14 protein-coding genes are annotated in these 16,397 nt (G+C 68.1%); 7 read left to right on the forward strand and 7 right to left on the reverse strand.

Annotated features, from left to right (window positions below):
- Positions 1–126 precede the first annotated feature (126 nt).
- Together C8C96_RS02370 and C8C96_RS02375 are read right to left on the reverse strand one after the other, a co-directional pair.
- Positions 127–2,148 (reverse strand): adenylate/guanylate cyclase domain-containing protein, encoded by a 2,022-nt coding sequence (locus C8C96_RS02370; protein ID WP_121941299.1) that lies wholly within the window; start codon positions 2,146–2,148, stop codon positions 127–129.
- Entirely contained in the window at positions 2,120–5,689 is a 3,570-nt protein-coding gene (locus tag C8C96_RS02375; RefSeq protein ID WP_121941300.1) for a TonB-dependent receptor domain-containing protein, read from the reverse strand. The genes C8C96_RS02370 and C8C96_RS02375 overlap by 29 nt, the downstream gene beginning before the upstream one ends.
- 293 nt (positions 5,690–5,982) lie before the next feature.
- Here C8C96_RS02375 and C8C96_RS02380 point away from each other — a divergent pair, with 293 nt between their 5' ends.
- Positions 5,983–6,858 (forward strand): gamma-glutamyl-gamma-aminobutyrate hydrolase family protein, encoded by an 876-nt coding sequence (locus tag C8C96_RS02380; protein ID WP_121941301.1) that lies wholly within the window; start codon positions 5,983–5,985, stop codon positions 6,856–6,858.
- On the opposite strand, the gene C8C96_RS02385 is transcribed toward C8C96_RS02380, so the two are convergent.
- Positions 6,841–7,794: a LysR family transcriptional regulator gene (locus C8C96_RS02385; protein ID WP_121943834.1), complete on the reverse strand. Its 954-nt coding sequence runs from the start codon at positions 7,792–7,794 to the stop codon at positions 6,841–6,843. The genes C8C96_RS02380 and C8C96_RS02385 overlap by 18 nt on opposite strands.
- 76 nt (positions 7,795–7,870) lie before the next feature.
- On the opposite strand from C8C96_RS02385, the gene C8C96_RS02390 reads away from it, so the two are divergent.
- The 4 genes from C8C96_RS02390 to C8C96_RS02405 all read left to right on the forward strand — a co-directional run bounded on the left by C8C96_RS02390 (position 7,871) and on the right by C8C96_RS02405 (position 11,509).
- Positions 7,871–8,218 (forward strand): protocatechuate 4,5-dioxygenase subunit alpha, encoded by a 348-nt coding sequence (locus C8C96_RS02390; RefSeq protein ID WP_121941302.1) that lies wholly within the window; start codon positions 7,871–7,873, stop codon positions 8,216–8,218.
- A gap of 11 nt (positions 8,219–8,229) precedes the next feature.
- On the forward strand, positions 8,230–9,075 hold the full coding sequence (locus tag C8C96_RS02395; RefSeq protein WP_121941303.1) for a class III extradiol dioxygenase family protein: 846 nt from the start codon (positions 8,230–8,232) through the stop codon (positions 9,073–9,075).
- Positions 9,076–9,211: 136 nt separating this feature from the next.
- Positions 9,212–10,504, forward strand: a complete 1,293-nt coding sequence (locus C8C96_RS02400) for a putative DNA modification/repair radical SAM protein (RefSeq protein ID WP_121941304.1) — start codon at positions 9,212–9,214, stop codon at positions 10,502–10,504.
- A 15-nt stretch (positions 10,505–10,519) separates the two neighbouring features.
- The gene (locus C8C96_RS02405; RefSeq protein ID WP_233584133.1) at positions 10,520–11,509 is read left to right on the forward strand and encodes a TIGR03915 family putative DNA repair protein; all 990 of its coding nucleotides are present in this window, start codon (positions 10,520–10,522) and stop codon (positions 11,507–11,509) included.
- On the opposite strand, the gene C8C96_RS02410 is transcribed toward C8C96_RS02405, so the two are convergent.
- Positions 11,403–12,404 carry a pyridoxamine 5'-phosphate oxidase family protein gene (locus tag C8C96_RS02410; RefSeq protein WP_121941305.1) on the reverse strand — a complete coding sequence of 334 codons (1,002 nt, stop codon included), beginning with the start codon at positions 12,402–12,404 and terminating at the stop codon, positions 11,403–11,405. The genes C8C96_RS02405 and C8C96_RS02410 overlap by 107 nt on opposite strands.
- A complete protein-coding gene (locus tag C8C96_RS02415; protein ID WP_121941306.1) occupies positions 12,401–13,042 on the reverse strand; it encodes a glutathione S-transferase family protein in 642 nt (213 codons plus the stop codon). Before C8C96_RS02415 ends, C8C96_RS02410 begins: the two co-directional genes overlap by 4 nt.
- Positions 13,043–13,159: 117 nt before the next feature.
- Here C8C96_RS02415 and C8C96_RS02420 point away from each other — a divergent pair, with 117 nt between their 5' ends.
- Complete coding sequence (locus C8C96_RS02420; protein ID WP_121943835.1) at positions 13,160–14,098, forward strand: LysR family transcriptional regulator; 939 nt, start codon at positions 13,160–13,162, stop codon at positions 14,096–14,098.
- Positions 14,099–14,183: 85 nt separating this feature from the next.
- Complete coding sequence (locus C8C96_RS02425) at positions 14,184–14,510, forward strand: hypothetical protein (protein WP_116748262.1); 327 nt, start codon at positions 14,184–14,186, stop codon at positions 14,508–14,510.
- 137 nt (positions 14,511–14,647) lie between these two features.
- On the opposite strand, the gene C8C96_RS02430 is transcribed toward C8C96_RS02425, so the two are convergent.
- Both C8C96_RS02430 and C8C96_RS02435 read right to left on the reverse strand, forming a co-directional pair.
- On the reverse strand, positions 14,648–15,124 hold the full coding sequence (locus C8C96_RS02430) for a peptidylprolyl isomerase (protein ID WP_056067938.1): 477 nt from the start codon (positions 15,122–15,124) through the stop codon (positions 14,648–14,650).
- Positions 15,125–15,285: 161 nt separating this feature from the next.
- The gene (locus C8C96_RS02435) at positions 15,286–16,365 is read right to left on the reverse strand and encodes a pirin family protein (protein ID WP_121943836.1); all 1,080 of its coding nucleotides are present in this window, start codon (positions 16,363–16,365) and stop codon (positions 15,286–15,288) included.
- Between the last annotated feature and the right edge of the window lie 32 nt (positions 16,366–16,397).

Genomic DNA, 16,397 nt, shown 5'->3' on the forward strand with positions numbered 1-16,397 from the left:
AGAGGGTCCTTCCTGATGAAGTTGCGAAGTCCCCATCATGGCACCTGCATCCATATCCCCGGTGAATACATGTCAAAGGATGTAGAGAGCCTGGTGACGATGTCGCGGGGGATGGTCCACAGGCTCTTACAGTTTTTCGAGCGCCACGGCGGCCTGCCAGGGCGCATCGGCAGGCAACCCCCGCGCTTCATTCACACGCGCCAGTAGGCGGGTAGCGGCCGGGTCTCCGGGCAGCCGCTCCAGCACCGTTGCCAGCTGTGCCTCGGCCCCGGGCCAGTCGCGCGCATGGAAGGCTTTCAACGCGGCCAGGCTGGCATCGCGCACCGCAGCATCCTCGCATGGCGTGAATACGCGCACGGGCTCGGTCTTGCCCTTCACGATCACATCGTCCAGCGCGCGCAACGCCACCGTGGGCGGCAGCTGCGCTGCGGTGGCGGCCGACAGCAGGATGCCGGTGCCAAACGCCTTGTTGGCGCCCTCCAGCCGCGCGGCCAGGTTCACCGCGTCGCCAATGGCCGTGTACGAAAAGCGCTGGTCCGAGCCCACATTGCCCACCACCACACGCCCTGTGTGCAGTCCGATCCTCATGTGGATGGGCGGCAGTCCGCGCGCGCGCAGGTCGGCCACCAGCGCCTGCATGGCCTGCTGCATGGCGATGGCGGCGGCCACGGCGTGTTCGGCATGCCGCGGGTCGTCCAGCGGCGCACCCCAGAAGGCCATCACCGCGTCGCCAATGAACTTGTCCACGGTGCCGCCCGTGGCGTGCACGATCGGCGTCATGGCGTTGAAGTAGCCGGTGAGCACCTCCACCGTCTGCTCGGCACTGAGCTGCTCGGACAGCGTGGTGAAGTTGGCCAGGTCGGTGAACATGAGCGTGACCTCGCGTGCCTCGCCACCCAGGCGCATCAGCTCGGGCTGCGCAATGAGGCGCGAGACCACGGCAGGCGGCACGTACTGCGCAAACATCGCCCGCGTCTGGCGCGCGCGCTGGCGCACCACGGCATAGCCCACCAGCGCAGCCGCCCCATAAATGGCGACTGCCGCCGCCGCAGGCAACAGCGGCGGCCACCACAGGCGCAGGCCGGCAAACAGCCCCCACGACACGGCTCCCATGGCCACCACCAGCGCCGCCGTCAGCGCCGCCGCGCCCGCCGGGTGCAGCCGCCGGCTCGCCCCCAACAGCACAGGCAGCAGCAGCACGGTGATCGCCAAAGTCCAAGCGTCCGACACGCTGCGCAGCCCGCCGCCGGTGAGGTAGTTGTCCAGCAGCGTGGCCTGCAGCTCCACCCCCGGAAAAAGCCGCTCACCGCCCGCCGTGCCAAACGGCGAGTTGAACAGGTCGGCCTGCGAGTGCGCCAGCTCGGTGGCGGTGCGCGCCGAGCGCCCCACCAGCACGATCTTGCCCTTGAAGAAACCTGCAGGCAGCAACCCCGGCTCCAGCGCCTGGTAGTACGAGCGCGTGTCAAACGTTCCGCGCGGGCCCCGGTAGCCGATCCAGTCGAAATGGTGCAGCGCCGGGGCCTGGCCGCGCGCCTCTGTCACGCGCTGGGCCAGCCGCAGCGCAAAGCCTTCGCGCGCGACGGGGGCGCGGCGCACCACGAAGTCGTCGTCCGGCTCGACCCCGGCATCGCCCGCATCGGCGCCAGCGTCCAGAAACCGCTGCAGCGGCTGGATGTCCATCCACAGCGCGGCATTGGCGCTGTCGATCTTCTCGCGGGTGGAGGCAAGCACCACGGGCAAGCCCTGCCCCACCTGGGCCATCGTGCGGTCCAGAGCGGCGTCTTCAGCCTCGGTGGTGGGGTCGGCAAAAACAATGTCCAGCCCCACGGCCAGGGCACCGTCTGCGCGCAGCCGCTCCAGCAGGGCCGCATGCACGCTGCGCGGAAATGGCCAGGTCTGTTGCAGCTCCTGAAACGTCGGCTCGTCGATCGCAAGAATCACCACCGGCACGGTCGTGCGGTGGGGGGCAGCCAGCGCCGTCAGCACGTCAAAGGTCTTGAACTCCAGCGCATGCCATGTGCGGCTGAGCGTGGCTGCCCCTACCAGCAGCAACGCCAGCCCCCCCGCCGCGAGCGAGAGCCACCGCTGGCGCTGCCGAGCCTGCGGCACCACCGCCCGATCAGAAGCGATAGCGCGCATCCAGGACATAGCGGGTCTTTTGCCGGTCGGACTTGGGCGCCCACAGGTTCATGGCCGCAACGCCCACCACCCAGCGTTTGTCCTGCGTTTCCCAGAAACCCATCAGGTCCACGCCCCAGCCCGGCGCACGGCGCGTGAGGTTCTCCTTGTCCTCAAACCGCTCCGAGCGGTACACCGCGCGCGCGCTCAGGTACAGGCGCTGCGCGCTGGCCCAGGTGGCACCCAGCGCCACGGTATGGCGCGGAATGTAGGGAATGCGCCCCACCACCTCGGCACCACCATCGAGCATGCGGCTTTCGCTGTGCTGGTACAGGTACTTGGCGTAGCCCGACCAGCGGCGGCTGAACATGTGGTTGACCGTGCCACCCAAGGTCTGCAGCGTGCCGCGCTCAAAACTCGGCGTGTCCTCCAGCAGGTCACTGGTGGACAGGTTGACCAGCTGCGCGTTGCGCATCTCTTCGAGGAACGGCAGGCTGGGCGTGCGCAGGTCCACACCAATCGTGCCGGGGTTGTTCACCCGCAGATGGTCGGCCCGCAGGCCCACAAAGGTGTTGGCACCCACCTCCATGCCCAGCTGTGCCACTGTGCGTTTGTGGCGCCCTCCGGCCTCCACCAGTCGGTCCTCGACAGGGATGCCTGCGGTCTCCACGCTGGCAAGGGTGGAGACGCTGAGAGGCCGCAGCCAGTCCTGATAGGCCACGCGCAGCGTGGTGCCCGCAGCAGGCTGCCACACCGCCCCCAGGCGCGGCGTGACCACGCGCTCGGTGTCCGCGCGGCGGGCCTGGTCTTCGCTCAGGGCATCCAGCCCCACCAGGTAGCTCTGCGTGAGGCCGTCCACGCGGTGGCGGATTTGCTGCAGCCCCAGGGCTGCGTCCAGGCGCAGCGCCGGGTCCAGGCGTTGCGTGGTGGCCAGGGTGAGGCCGGTGTAACGACGGTCAATGCGGTTGTAGCCTGCCAGGACGAGGTAGTCGCGGTACAGGCCCACGTTTGGAATGTCAGCCACCACGGCGGCCTCGCCCGCCAGCAGGTTGTTCTGGCGCTCGCGCACATGCTCCAGCGTCACGCTCCAGCGGCTGCCGGGGGTGGTGTCCACGGTGTGGCGCAGCTGAATGTCGCTGAAGTCCTTGCGCGGGGCACTGCTCACGCCCATGACGGTCAGGAACGGTGGCTCGATGTAGGCCGTTGGGTAGCGCAGCAATTGCAGGTTGTCCACGCTGCGGCCCAGCTTGATCCAGGTTTGCTCCGTCGGCCCCCACCGGTAGGCCATGCCCAGGGCGCCCTGGGTGACGGTGTCGTCCAGCGAAGTCTCCTGCGCGTTCTGGCCGCGCAGGCGCATGCTGAACTGGTTGGCGTAGGCAAACAGGTTGATGCGCTCGGTGGGCTGCATGCCCACCCCAGCGGTGATGGCATGGGCACGCAGGTCTCCCTCGCCCGCACGCATGGCAGGAAGGCGGTTGACCTGCAGGTCGAACGGATAGGCACTCACATCCGCCGTCTGCGCCTTGAAGAACCACGACACCGGCACATGACTGTTGTCCAGGCCATTGAGCGTGACCGCTGGCGCACGCATGCGGTAGAACTCGCGGTCCAGCGTCACGCCCACCGATCCGTGGCTTCCGGGCTGCTGCAGCAGCGGCGAATAACGCTGGCTGCCCCCAAACGCCATGGGGTCGGTCAGAAAGCCCTGGAACAGCGCCGAGTTCTTGTTGAATTCGCCCGCATAGCGGTCTGCCATGAACAGGTGGCTGCCGCCCCAGTAGGGGTAGAAGCTCTGCTGCGCCATCTCCAGCGCCCAGTCTTCCATGCCAAAGAACGCCAGCGATGAACCCAGGTTCGCACTGCCCTTCTGGTCGTTGGCCACCTGGTTGAGCGACTTGAGATATGGCATGCGCCCCACGGCGGCGCGCGCAGCCTCCACCGCTTCGCCGGGCTGGAACAGATCGGTGTGGATCTGCGCCAGCAGCATGTAGGGCACAGGGTCCTTGTCGTCCAGTACGGTCGCCTGCTGCAAGGTGGTCAGCGCATTCTGATGGCGGCCCAGCTGGTAGTAGGCCACGGCAGTCCAGGTCTTGGCGCGGGCATAGCGCGGCTCCATCACGCCCGCCCGCAAGAACGCATCCAGCGCGGCATCCGGCTGCCCTTGCTTGAGGTGCAGCAGCCCCTGGCCGGTGAGCGCAACGTAGTCTGCCGGGTTGTCGCCCAGCGCAGTGGCAAACGCCTGACCCGCTTCGGTGAACTGGTTCACAAAGGTTTCCAGAGTCCCTAACTCGCCCCAGGCACCGGGCGATTGCGGCGACAGCTGCAACGCGCGATGCAGGTTCTCGCGGGCGGGGCGCGGGTCTTCGCGCTCGGCATGCGCACTGCCCAGGCCTTGCCAGGCGCGTGCATCGCCTGGCGCCAAAGTCTGGGCCTCGGCATAGGCGGCCAGGGTGCCAGGCGCATCGCCCCGGCGCCGGGCCAGCTCAGCCCGCACCAGCGCCAGGTCGACGTTGGCCGTGCCTTGCGCGGGGGCCAGGGTGGCAGCCGCTTCGTCCACCCGGTCGCTCAGGATCTGCACGCGCGCCAGTTGCGCCACCAGCGCCGGGTGGGCGGGCCAGCGCTGGAGCGCCGTGCGCAGCGTCCCGGCCGCTGCAGCCCCTTCCCCCTCCATCAGCTGCACGTCGGACTGCATGAGCCACGCGGGCAGCGGCGCGGCGTCCACTGCAGCCACCTGCCGCGCCAGCGACCCGCGTGCGGCCAGCAGGTCGCCCGCCTGCAGGGCCACGGCTGCATCAAACACATCCACCCATACAGGCGCTGCGGTGGTGCGCGCCTGCGCCAGCGCGGCACGGGCTGCCGCGAGGTCGCGCGCCGCCAGGGCATCCCGCACGGGCGCCAGCGCTGCAGGCACGGGCTCGGCCGACAGGTGGGGCACCGGGTCGGCCCGCAGCGCGTTGACCCACTGGATACGGTCTCGCGGCTGGCTCAGCACCAGCTTGACCGGGGCCTTGCCCACTTCGGCCAGCGCCGCTTCGTTGGCGCCCACCGACACCGAGCCCTGCGCGTTGGAAAACTCCACCGTGCCCGACAGCACGGTGATCAGCGTGCGGCCATCGTCCTCCACACTGATGTCCCAATCGGTGCCACGGATCGCAGCGGTCGCGGCCGGTGTCTCCAGGTTCAGGCGGCTGCCGTCGGCACGTTTGGTCTGCGTCCACGCACGGCCAGCGTTGAGCAGCAAGGTGGTCACGGGCTGTGCCGGGGTGGCCACGCCCTTGACCTGAAGCACCGTGTTCTGGTGCAGTCGCAGCTGGGTGTCGTCCGCGAACAGCAGCGCCATCTTGGCGGCCTGGCGCGTGCGCACAAAGTCGCCCTGGGCCAGGGCCTGGGCGAGTCGGGCAGGGCCCCAGTCGGCTGCGGAGGCGGCACGCTGGTCACCTGTGCCTTGCAGGCTGATGATCTCGGCTGCCGCACCGGCGGGCACGGTGGCCTGTGCCACCAGCGGACAGGCGGCAGCTGTCGCGGCCACCAGCGCAGCCAGGGCGGACAAACGGAATTTTGGATGGGACATTTTTTCTGCTTTCGGGGAAGGCGTGCATCGCGCCACCGGGCGCCCCTCCCTGGCACCGGGTGAGCCGAAATTATGGCGATCAGCCCCCCAGATTTCGCCCGCGTCCCGTCGACATGCGGACACATTTCATGAAGAAAGCCACATTTCGTTGCAGGTTGTGGCGCTTTGCGCGCTCCACCAACCCATGCAGGCGACGCGCCGCTCCGCACGGCCCTTTCCTACAGACGCCACAGGGGGTGCGGTGCTACAACTGCAGGAATCACGCGCACAAGCGCTGCCCGGAGCTTTCCCCCATGCCTGCTGCCCCCCGCCTCAAGATTGGCCTGTCCGCCTGCTTTCAACACGCCGACCCTGCACGCCCGCTGTTCACGGGCAAGACGCTGCAGTATGTCGAGCAGTCCATCGCCCACTGGCTGATGTCGGCCGGTGCCATGGTGGTGATGGTGCCCTGTCCCACGGGCGAGACCGCGCGTGGTGACGTGACGCTGGACCACTACGCCGAATGGCTGGACGGCATCGTGATGCACGGCGGCGCCGACGTGTGGCCGGGCAACTATGGCGAGGAGCCCTTGCGCGAGGAGTGGGTGGGTGACCGCGTGCGCGACCTGTACGACCTGGCCGTGGTCAAAGCCTTTGCCCAGGTCGGCAAGCCCATCTTTGGCGTGTGCAGGGGCCTGCAGCTCATCAACGTGGCCTTTGGCGGCGCGCTGTACCAGGACATCGAGACCCAGCACCCTGGCGCGCAGCAGCACCGCAACGCCACCACCTACGACCAGCACTTCCACGACATCCAGATCCTGCCGGACTCGCATCTGGCCAAGCTGTACCCCAACACGCCACGCGCGCGGGTCAACAGCATCCACCACCAGGGCATCAAGCGGGTGGCTCCGGAATTTGTGGTCGAGGCACTGAGCGAACCCGATGGCGTGCCCGAGGCGATTCGCCTCAAACCCGCGCCAGGGCGCGGCTACATCGCCGCCACGCAATGGCACCCCGAGTTCCACAAGCAGGGCTCGGACACGCTGGACGACACGGCCATCCTGAATGACTTTCTGGCGGCTTGCGAACAAGCCAAGGCCCACCCGCGACCTGCGGCGCGCCCCGCGCCCTCGCTGCGGGAGCGGGCCGCGCGGCGGCTGCGTCAAGCACTGTCACGGCAGCGCAACTGACGCAGACGCCGGTGCACCCCTGCCCGGCGGCAACACCGCAAACAGCACTTCCTGCAGCTGTGCCCGCAACCAGCGGTGCGCCGCGTCCTGCTGGTAGCGCACATGCCAGATCAGGTACATGGGCAGGCTGGGGCAAGCCACTGGCACCGGCACATGCGCCAGCGCTGCCAAGGCGGTGCGCCCCATCAGCGATGGCGCGGTGGTGAGCAGCGCAGTCCCCCGCACGAACGCGGGCAGGGCCGCAAAGCCCGGCACACGCACCACCATGCGACGGCGCACGCCGCGCGCCTCCAGCAGCTGGTCCAGCTCCAGCCCCCGGCTCGCCTCGTAGGCCACGGTGGCGTGGTCCGCGGCCAGGTACTCGGTCTCTGACAGCGGAGCACTGCGCCCGGCGGGGTCGTAGAACACGCGGTACTGATCCTCCAACAAGCGCTTTTGCACGATGTCGGTGCCCTCCGGCGGGCGGGGGCTGATGACGAGCTGGCATGCGTCCGAGCGCAGCAACTCGGCGCTGGGCGCGCCGCTGGGCACGATGCGCAGCGTGACGCCCGGTGCCGCGCTGCGCAGGCGGGTGGCCAGCGCGGGCAGCAGCAGATCGCGCTGAAAATCGTTGGCCGCAATGGTCAGCTCGGTCTGCCAATGCAGCGGGTCAAACGCGGCCCCCTGGGCAAACCGCTGCATCTGGTGCAGCATGTCGCGCGCAGGCTGGGCCAGAGCCTCGGCGCGGGCAGTGGGCACGATGCCGCGCCCGCGCTTCACAAACAACGGGTCGCCGGTGATGGCGCGCAGCTTGTCGAGCAAGTGGCTCACCGCCGACTGGGTGACGCCCAGGCGCTCGGCCGCCGCCGTGATGCTGCCCGTCTCCAGCACCGCCAGCAGCAGCTTCAGCAGGTGCCCGTCCAGCTGTGATCCATCGAATTTGCTCATGCATTCGATGATCTTGGGCCCCTTCATCTTTGGCAATGCCGTCGCGACACTGCGGGCTGACTTACATCAAGCCCCGGAGACTTCCATGCCTTCCCCACTGCCCCCGATCCCCGGCACCACGCCGTTCGATGGCGACCAGGCCCGCAAGGGCTACGCGCTGAACAAGATGTGCTTTTCGTTCAACGACGAGGCCAACCGCAAGGCCTTTCTGACCGACGAAGAGGCGTACATGCGCAAGTACGGCCTGAACGAGCAGCAGGCCGCCGCCATCCGCGCCAAGAACGTGCTGCAACTGATTGCCGCAGGTGGCAACGCCTACTACCTGGCCAAGTTCGCGGGCATCTTCAAGCTGGACATGCAGGACATCGGCGCACAGCAGACGGGCATGACCAAGGACGAATTCAAAGCCATGCTGGTCGCAGCGGGCCAATAAGGAGACACCACATGGCACAACTCATCGGCGGCCTCGGCACCTCGCACATCCCGGCCATTGGCAACGCCATCCACAAGGGCCTGCAGAACGATCCGTACTGGAAGCCCTTCTTCGACGGCTTTCCGCCCATCCGCCAGTGGCTGGGCGAGAAGCAGCCCGACGTGGTGGTGATGTTCTACAACGACCACGGCCTGAACTTCTTTCTCGACAAGATGCCCACCTTTGCCGTGGGTGCGGCGGCGCAATACCACAACGCCGACGAAGGCTGGGGCATCCCCACGCTGCCTCCCTTCCCGGGCGAGGTGGACTTGTCGTGGCACCTCATCAACACGCTGGTCGAGCAGGAGTTTGACGTGACCACCTGCCAGGAGATGCTGGTGGACCACGCCTGCACCCTGCCGCTCAAGCTCTTCTGGCCCGAGGGCGATTGCCCCGTGACGGTGGTGCCGGTGTGCATCAACACCGTGCAGTTCCCGCTGCCCTCGGCCAAGCGCTGCTACGCCCTGGGCAAGGCCGTGGGCCAGGCGATCCAGAGTTGGGACAGCAACAAGAAGGTGGCAGTAATTGCGTCAGGAGGCCTCAGCCACCAGCTCGACGGCGAGCGCGCGGGCTTCATCAACAAGGCGTTTGACCTGCAGTTCATCGAAAGCCTGACCACCAACCCCGAGTGGGCCACGCAGTTCAGCGTGCACGAGCTGGTGGAAAAGACCGGCACCCAGGGCGTGGAACTGCTGATGTGGCTGGCCATGCGCGGGGCGCTGTCCACCGCCAGCGCGGGCGTGCGGCGGGTGCACAGCAACTATCACATCCCCATTTCGAACACGGCCACGGCGGTGATGGCCCTCGAAACGGTGTAGTCCAGCAATTCTCAGGTGATTTTGGCTGCAAGCGCATGATTTTCATGCGCTTGCAGCTATCAAATCAGGAGCACATTGCCGCTATCGCTTGACCCCAGGCTGGCGTCAGACAATCAAAATACTGTAAATTCATCCAGTGAATTTACAGTCCAAACTCGCCATCCTGGCCGACGCCGCCAAGTACGACGCCTCGTGTGCATCGAGCGGTGCTGCGCCGCGCGACTCGGTGGGCGGGCGCGGCATGGGGTCCACCGAGGGCATGGGCATCTGCCACAGCTACGCGCCGGACGGGCGCTGCATCTCCCTGCTCAAGATTCTGCTCACCAACTTCTGCCAGTACGACTGCCTGTACTGCGTGAACCGCGTGACCAGCAACGTGCCCCGCGCGCGCTTCACGGTCGATGAGGTGGTGCGGCTCACGCTGGACTTTTATCGACGCAATTGCATCGAGGGACTGTTCCTGTCCAGCGGCATCATCCAGAGCCCCGACTACACCATGGAACAGGTGGTGGAGGTGGCGCGCGTGCTGCGCGAAGAGCACGACTTTCGCGGCTACATCCACTTGAAAACCATTCCCGACGCATCGCCCGAGCTGATGCAGCGCGCTGGCCGCTATGCCGACCGCCTGTCCATCAACATCGAGCTGCCCACGGCCGAGGGCCTGAAGGCGCTGGCCCCTGAGAAAAACAGCGCCGCCATCGACCGGTCCATGGCCCGCATGGCGGTGCACATTGGCGAATCGCGTGCGGCGCGCAAGGAGCAAGCCGCGCAGGCCATCGTGTCCATGCCGCAGTCGCGCACCACGCGCCGGGCCAGCGCGCCGCTGTTTGCGCCCGGCGGGCAGAGCACGCAGATGATCGTGGGGGCGGATACGACCAACGATCGCACCATCCTCGCCACCAGCGCGCGGCTGTACGGCGTGCACCGGCTGCGGCGCGTGTACTACTCGGCCTTCAGCCCCATCCCCGATGCGGCGCGCGCCCTGCCACTGGCCGCGCCACCCACGGTGCGCGAGCACCGGCTGTACCAGGCCGACTGGCTGATGCGCTTTTATGGCTTCACCCACGACGAGATCGTGCCGCCAAGCCAAGGCGCCCCAGGAGGTCAGGCCGGCATGCTGGCGCTGGACATGGACCCCAAGCTCGCCTGGGCGCTGGCGCACCGCGAGCGTTTTCCGGTCAACCTCAACACTGCCCCGCGCGAACTGCTGCTGCGCGTGCCCGGGTTTGGTGTGCAGACGGTAGACCGCCTGCTGGCCGCGCGCCGCGTGCGCCGCCTGCGACATGCGGACCTGGCGCGGCTGCATGTGCCGCTCAAGAAAGTGCTGCCCTTTGTGGAGGCGGCCGACTACCGCCCCGGCCGTGCGCTGGACGCGGCCGACCTGGCGGCGCAACTGACGCCGCCGCCGGTGCAGCGCAGCCTGTTTTGAGCGCGAGAGCCCCGCATGCAGCGCCACACCGTCACGCTGGACCACGCCACCGACTGGCCCGGCTTTCGCCAAGCGGCACGCGCCCTGGTGCAAGCCAACGTGCCTCCGCAGGCGGTGGACTGGCGCTGCCAGGCGGATGCCGCTGAAGACCTGTTCGCGCCCGAACCTGCAGTCAGCGACACCTGGCCCAGCGCAGCCCCCGATGCGCCGCCGCTGCGCGTACCGCCCGATTTTGTGCACCTGTGCGAGCAGCTCATCCTGCACCGCGACCCCGCCCGCTTTGCGCTGATGTACCGCCTGCTGTGGCGCATGGCGCAGGGCGGCCATGAAGCCGACAGCGCGCGGCACGACCCGCTGGACGCCGACCGCATGCAGGTCCACCACATGGTGCGTGCCGTGCGGCGCGACATGCACAAGATGTACGCCTTTGTGCGCTTTCGGCCCGTGGTAGAGGCCGATGGGCAAACCCTGCACATGGCCTGGTTCGAGCCCGACCACTACATCACCGTGGCCAACGCGGGCTTCTTCATCCGCCGCTTCACGCAGATGCGCTGGGCCATCCTCACGCCCGACGCCAGCGTGCGCTGGGACGGGCAGCAGCTGCACACCGGCCCGGGCGCGCAGCGCAGCGACGCGCCACCGCCCGATGCGGGCGAGGCGCTGTGGCTCACCTACTACCGCCACATCTTCAACCCCGCGCGGCTCAAGCTGGCCATGATGAAGAAGGAGATGCCCACGCGCTACTGGCACAACCTGCCCGAGGCCACGCTCATCACCGAGCTGGCTCAAACCGCGCACGAGCGCAGCGCCAAGATGGTGGAAGCCGAGGCCACCGTACCGCGCAGGCGCATCGCGGGGACAACAACACCCGGTGCGCGGCCCGCTGGTGGTGCCCCACTCAGTCCGGCGCCGCCTCGCGCATCACCCGGAACTGAGGGGCCGACACCGGCGGTGTCCAGCGCCACGGCAGCACCTGCGGCCGCCACAGGGCGCGCAGCACCGTGAGCCGCAGCACACGCTGTGCGCCGGGCCAGGCAGCACGCGCAGCGCGGTCCCACAGCACCTCGGCCTGCGCGGCAATGTGCAGCAAGCCGCCCTCTTCATAGTCCACCACCAGCAGGCCTGCCAGCGGGTGCAGCGCAAGGTTGCCCAGGGTGTTGAAGAACTGGTTGCCAGGGTAGTCCGGCAGGCTCAGCACCACGCCGGCCTCCGTGTGCGCCACCTGCACAAAGCCCGGCTCACCGCCCCGGTGTGATACATCCACGCCTTCGCTGTGCCCGGCACCAGGGCGTGGCGCCGAGGCACTGGCAATGAACAGGGTGTCGGCACGCTGCACGCGCGCGATGGCGTCGGCGTCCAGTCCGGCCCCCAGCCACTGCACCGGGCCCGGAGCGACCAGCGCAGCGCGCAGGCCTGGCTGCCGCGCCTGGATGTATTTGGGGCAGTTGCCAAAGCTCTGCACCACCTGCACGCCCAGGCCGGTATCGCCAAACGCTGCCACCCGCCCGTTCATGCGGTTGCGCCGCCGCGTGTGCGGCTCCAGCCCCAGCACGCCCACGGCCGCGCCTGGCGCCAGGTGTGCGAGCACTGGGTCCTTGGAATCCGGCGCGGTCGCGATCTGCATGCGCTGCGCATCGAGGGTGCGCACAAACCCGGGCGGTCCGGCAAGCATCGTGGCCCACGGCTGGCCTTCTTCATCCAACGTCCCCAGCAGCAAGGTGGGCAGCTTTTCAAACAGCTCGCGGTGCTGGTCGGGCATGTGGTCGCGCAACACCATGGCACCCACGGCCGCCATGCGCTCGCGCACGCCCACGCGCGCCTGCAAGGCCTGCTCACCGGGGTGGAATGCCTCGGGCGGCACCGGCACCCCAACCGATGCAGCGGGCACGGTGGCTGTCATGCCGCCACCTGCTCGGCAGCGGGCAGCTGGTCGGCCAGCACCGGATAGCCCGACAAGGCCTGCATGCGCGCCACCCAGGCCGCAATGCGCGGGTAGGCATCCAGCGGCAGCCCTGCCAGGTGGGCCTGCGAGGTGTAGCTGACCATGGCCACATCGGCCAGGCTGGGTGCTGAGCCCCCGAGCAACCAGGCACGCCCCTGCAGTTCGTCCTCCATGAAGGCGAGCAGGCGCTTGCCGGTGGCCTGCGCCACTTCGTTCACGGCACGGCCCGTCAACGTCGCAAAGCGCGGCCCCCCGATGCCCGGCGCCAGAAAGCCCGCCGCCAGGCTGAACCAGCGCTGCAGCTGCGCCTGCCCCACGGCGTCTTGTGGCAGCCAGGCACTGCCGGGGGCGTAGCGCTGCACCAGATACACCAGGATGCCATTGCTGTCGCTCAGCACCTGGCCCGCGTCCACCAGCACGGGCACCTGGCCCAGCGGGTTGAGTGCCAGAAACTCCGCGCGCTGGTGTTCGCCGCGCAGCAGATTCACGTCAATCAGTTCATAGGGCAAGCCGAGCAGGGACAGCATCAGCTCCACGCGGTGGCAATGGCCCGAGATGGGCATGCGGTACAGCTGGAGCGGGGTGGTGGGGAACATGGTGAAGCCTCGTCGGTGGGTGAGTGAAAAGATGGCTCGACGATATCTATTGCAATCTGCGATGTGAATAACCAATCACCGCTTTTCATAATTGCGGCATCCGCAATAATGGGCTGCATGGACTATCTCGACACCCTGCGCTGTTTTGTGGCCGTAGCGGACGCTGGCGGCTTTGCCGTGGCGGGGCGGCGGCTGGGCTGCTCCGCCACGGCTGTCACGCGCGCCATTGCGGCGCTGGAGGCGCGGCTGGGTGTGCTGCTGTTCCAGCGCAGCACGCGCATGGTGCGCTTGACCGAGGCGGGCGAGCGCTTCTTGCACGACTGCCGTCCCCTCCTGAACGACCTGCACGAGGCCGAGCAGGCCGCCAGCGGTGCACAGGCCGAGGCCCAGGGGCTGCTGTCCATCACGGCACCGCAGATGTTCGGCATCCAGCATGTGGCCCCCATCGTGCAGGGCTTTTTGCAGGCCCAGCCGCGCGTGCAGGTGCGCACGCTGTTCGTCAACCGCCTGGTGCACTTGCTCGAAGAAGGCATGGACGTGGCCATCCGCATCGCGCACCTGCCTGACTCCGGCCTCACTGCGGTGCAGGTGGGCGCGCTGCGCCGCCTGGTGGTGGCGTCTCCCGCCTACCTGGCGCAACACGGCAAGCCACGCCACCCAGCCGACCTGAGCAGCCACCGGGCCATCGGCTTCGCCTTTGACGCACGCACGCCATCGCCCTGGAAGTTTCGCGATGGCGCCACCGGCCAGCCGCAATTCACCTGGATCAGCAACAGCAACGAGGTGGACATTGCCGCCGCAGAGGCGGGCATCGGCCTGACCCGCTGCCTTGCCTACCAGGCCGCAGCCAGCCTGCGCGCAGGGCGCTTGCGCATCGTGCTGGCCGACCACGAACTGCCACCTGTGCCCGTGCACATCGTGTACCCCGCAGGCCGGCGGGCCCCGGCGAAAGTGCGCGCCTTTGTGGAATGGGCACGCGAGCGCTTGACCAAGGAGCCGGTGCTGAACGGGCGCGGTCTGGGGCGCGGTAACGCCTTGTTGCCAATGACTTCGTAACCTGTCATCGCAACGCCTCCGAGCGCCGTTGCATAGCTAAGTCCGACGCTGTGTCGGGCGGTTATCCGATCTGAAAGGATTTCTCATGAACAAGCTCCTCGCTGCCCTGCTCGCCGGTTTCTTTGTGACCGCATCGTTTGCCCAAGCCCCTGCGGCCCCCGCAACGCCAGCAACCCCCGCGAAGGCCGCGGCGCCTGCGACCCCTGCCACATCGGCCATGCCTGCCACCCCAGCGACTCCGGCCACGCCCGCCACACCAGCGGTCAAAGCCGAAGCCAAGCCCGCAGTAACGCCAACCGCCACCGCGTCGGCCCCTGCAGAAAAGAAGGCAGAGAAGAAGGCGAAGGCCAAGAAGACCAAGGCAACGGCAGAGAAAAAAGCCGACGCTGCCAAGCCTGAAGCAGCCAAGTAATTCACAACGCTTCACCCAACAAAAAAGCCCGCAATGCGGGCTTTTTTGTGCCTGGATATCCGCTACCGGACGCCGGCGCAGATGGCTCGTTCACCAAGGTCTGAGGGCGTCACCAGCCCCAGGCTGGCGAGCAACCATCAATGGTGGTGGCCGTGCGCACCATGCACATGGCGGTGCGCAACTTCTTCGGGGCTGGCAGCGCGCACTTCGGTGACCTTGCAGCTGAAGGTCAACGCCTGGCCTGCCAGCGGGTGGTTGCCGTCCAGGTGCACTTCGGGGCCCTTGATCTTGACCACGTTGAACACGGCGGGCTGGCCGTCGTTGCCCACGCCTTGCAGCTGGCCGCCGACCTTCACGCCGGGCGGGAACTCGCTTTTGGGAATGGTGCGCACCAGGCTTTCATCGCGCGCGCCGAAGGCGTCTTCCACCGCCAGCTGCAGCGTGGTGCTGAAGCCCACGGCCTGGCCATCGAGTGCGGCCTCGACCTTGGGGAAGATGTTTTCGTAGCCACCGTGCAGGTACGACAGGTGCCCCGCATCCAGCGGCTTGCCCTGGGGGGTGGTGACCTTGTAGGTGATGGTGACGGCGGAGTCTTTGGTGATGGTGGTGGCCATGGTGGTGCTTGCGCTTTCAGGCGGTGAAGAATCGGCGCGGGGCTGGCAGGGGTATGCCACCAGCCGCCGCGCGGGTCAGAACGAAACCCCGGATTGTCCACGAGGCGCCGCACGGCTGCCGCAGGGCCTCGTGGAGGCTTGGCAGGGCCTGGTGAACAAACCTATGCGCCCGCCGGGGCCTCGGCCGGGCGCTCTTCCTCGGTCTGGCCGGGGTAGCGCGCAAAACGCCGCGCCTCGGTGCCGTGCACCGGGTCCTGGTCGGGCCAGGGCCAGCCGCCGAACTGGGTACGGCGGTAGTCGTTCATGGCCTGCATGATCTCGGCCTGTGTGTTCATCACAAACGGGCCGTACTGCGCCACGGGCTCGGCGATGGGCTGGCCTTGCAGCAGCAGGCATTCCAGCGGCGTGGCGCCGGTGTTGGTCAGCTGCCAGTCCTGCCCGGCCACCAGCTCCAGCGCAGCGTGCTGGCCTACGTCCTGCGGGCCCACGCGCAGGCTGTCGCCCACAAAGAAGTACAGCATGCGGCGCGTGCCCTGGCCGCGCGCGGCGGGCAGCGTCCACTGCGCGCCGGGGTCCATGCGCAGCGTCCAGATCGCCACATCGCCCTCGGGCTGCGAAGCCCAGGACTCGGGTGGCGGCGCCAGCGGCGCGGGCGCGCCGGGCAGGGCGCCCGCCACCACCGTCACCGTGGTGGCACGGCCCGCGTCGTGGTGGTGGACCAGGCGCGGAATGCGCTCGTTCCACAGCATGGTGAAGTGCGGCTCCACCATCTTGTTCTTCGCGGGCAGGTTCAGCCAGATCTGGAACAGCTCCAGTGGGTTGGGCTCGGTGGCGTTGAGCAGCGGGAACATCTCCGAATGCACGATGCCCTTGCCCGCCGTGACCCACTGCACATCGCCCCCGCCAAAGCGCGCGGCGGCGCCCAGCGAGTCGGAATGGTCGATGAGGCCCTTGCGCACGAGGGTCACGGTTTCAAAGCCCCGGTGCGGGTGGCCCGGAAAGCCGGGCACGGTGTCGCCGTGGTACATGCTCCAGCCGTCCTTGCGGCTGAAGTCGCTGCCGATCTGGCGGCCCTCCAGCGACACGGCCGGCGCAAACGCGCCGTTGCCTGCGGGGTAGGCGTCGTCATGGTGGGCGCAGAACAGGAACGGGTCCATCGTGGGCCACAGCGGACCCAGCGCCTGGGCCTGCACGACGGGCAGGCTGGCGGCAGACGAAGACACGGTGGGGGAGGACGACATCAAGGACTCCTTGGGTTTGCGCCACCGGCTAT

The organism is Acidovorax sp. 100 (assembly GCF_003688355.1).
GTDB lineage: Bacteria > Pseudomonadota > Gammaproteobacteria > Burkholderiales > Burkholderiaceae_C > Acidovorax > Acidovorax delafieldii.

Bases quoted from the DNA above. Each gene is read 5' to 3' on its own strand.
- C8C96_RS02370 (WP_121941299.1), bottom strand. From the start codon at position 2,148: ATGTCCTGGATGCGCGCTATCGCTTCTGATCGGGCGGTGGTGCCGCAG.
- C8C96_RS02375 (WP_121941300.1), bottom strand. From the start codon at position 5,689: ATGTCCCATCCAAAATTCCGTTTGTCCGCCCTGGCTGCGCTGGTGGCC.
- C8C96_RS02380 (WP_121941301.1), top strand. From the start codon at position 5,983: ATGCCTGCTGCCCCCCGCCTCAAGATTGGCCTGTCCGCCTGCTTTCAA.
- C8C96_RS02390 (WP_121941302.1), top strand. From the start codon at position 7,871: ATGCCTTCCCCACTGCCCCCGATCCCCGGCACCACGCCGTTCGATGGC.
- C8C96_RS02395 (WP_121941303.1), top strand. From the start codon at position 8,230: ATGGCACAACTCATCGGCGGCCTCGGCACCTCGCACATCCCGGCCATT.
- C8C96_RS02405 (WP_233584133.1), top strand. From the start codon at position 10,520: ATGCAGCGCCACACCGTCACGCTGGACCACGCCACCGACTGGCCCGGC.
- C8C96_RS02410 (WP_121941305.1), bottom strand. From the start codon at position 12,404: ATGACAGCCACCGTGCCCGCTGCATCGGTTGGGGTGCCGGTGCCGCCC.
- C8C96_RS02415 (WP_121941306.1), bottom strand. From the start codon at position 13,042: ATGTTCCCCACCACCCCGCTCCAGCTGTACCGCATGCCCATCTCGGGC.
- C8C96_RS02420 (WP_121943835.1), top strand. From the start codon at position 13,160: ATGGACTATCTCGACACCCTGCGCTGTTTTGTGGCCGTAGCGGACGCT.
- C8C96_RS02425 (WP_116748262.1), top strand. From the start codon at position 14,184: ATGAACAAGCTCCTCGCTGCCCTGCTCGCCGGTTTCTTTGTGACCGCA.
- C8C96_RS02430 (WP_056067938.1), bottom strand. From the start codon at position 15,124: ATGGCCACCACCATCACCAAAGACTCCGCCGTCACCATCACCTACAAG.
- C8C96_RS02435 (WP_121943836.1), bottom strand. From the start codon at position 16,365: ATGTCGTCCTCCCCCACCGTGTCTTCGTCTGCCGCCAGCCTGCCCGTC.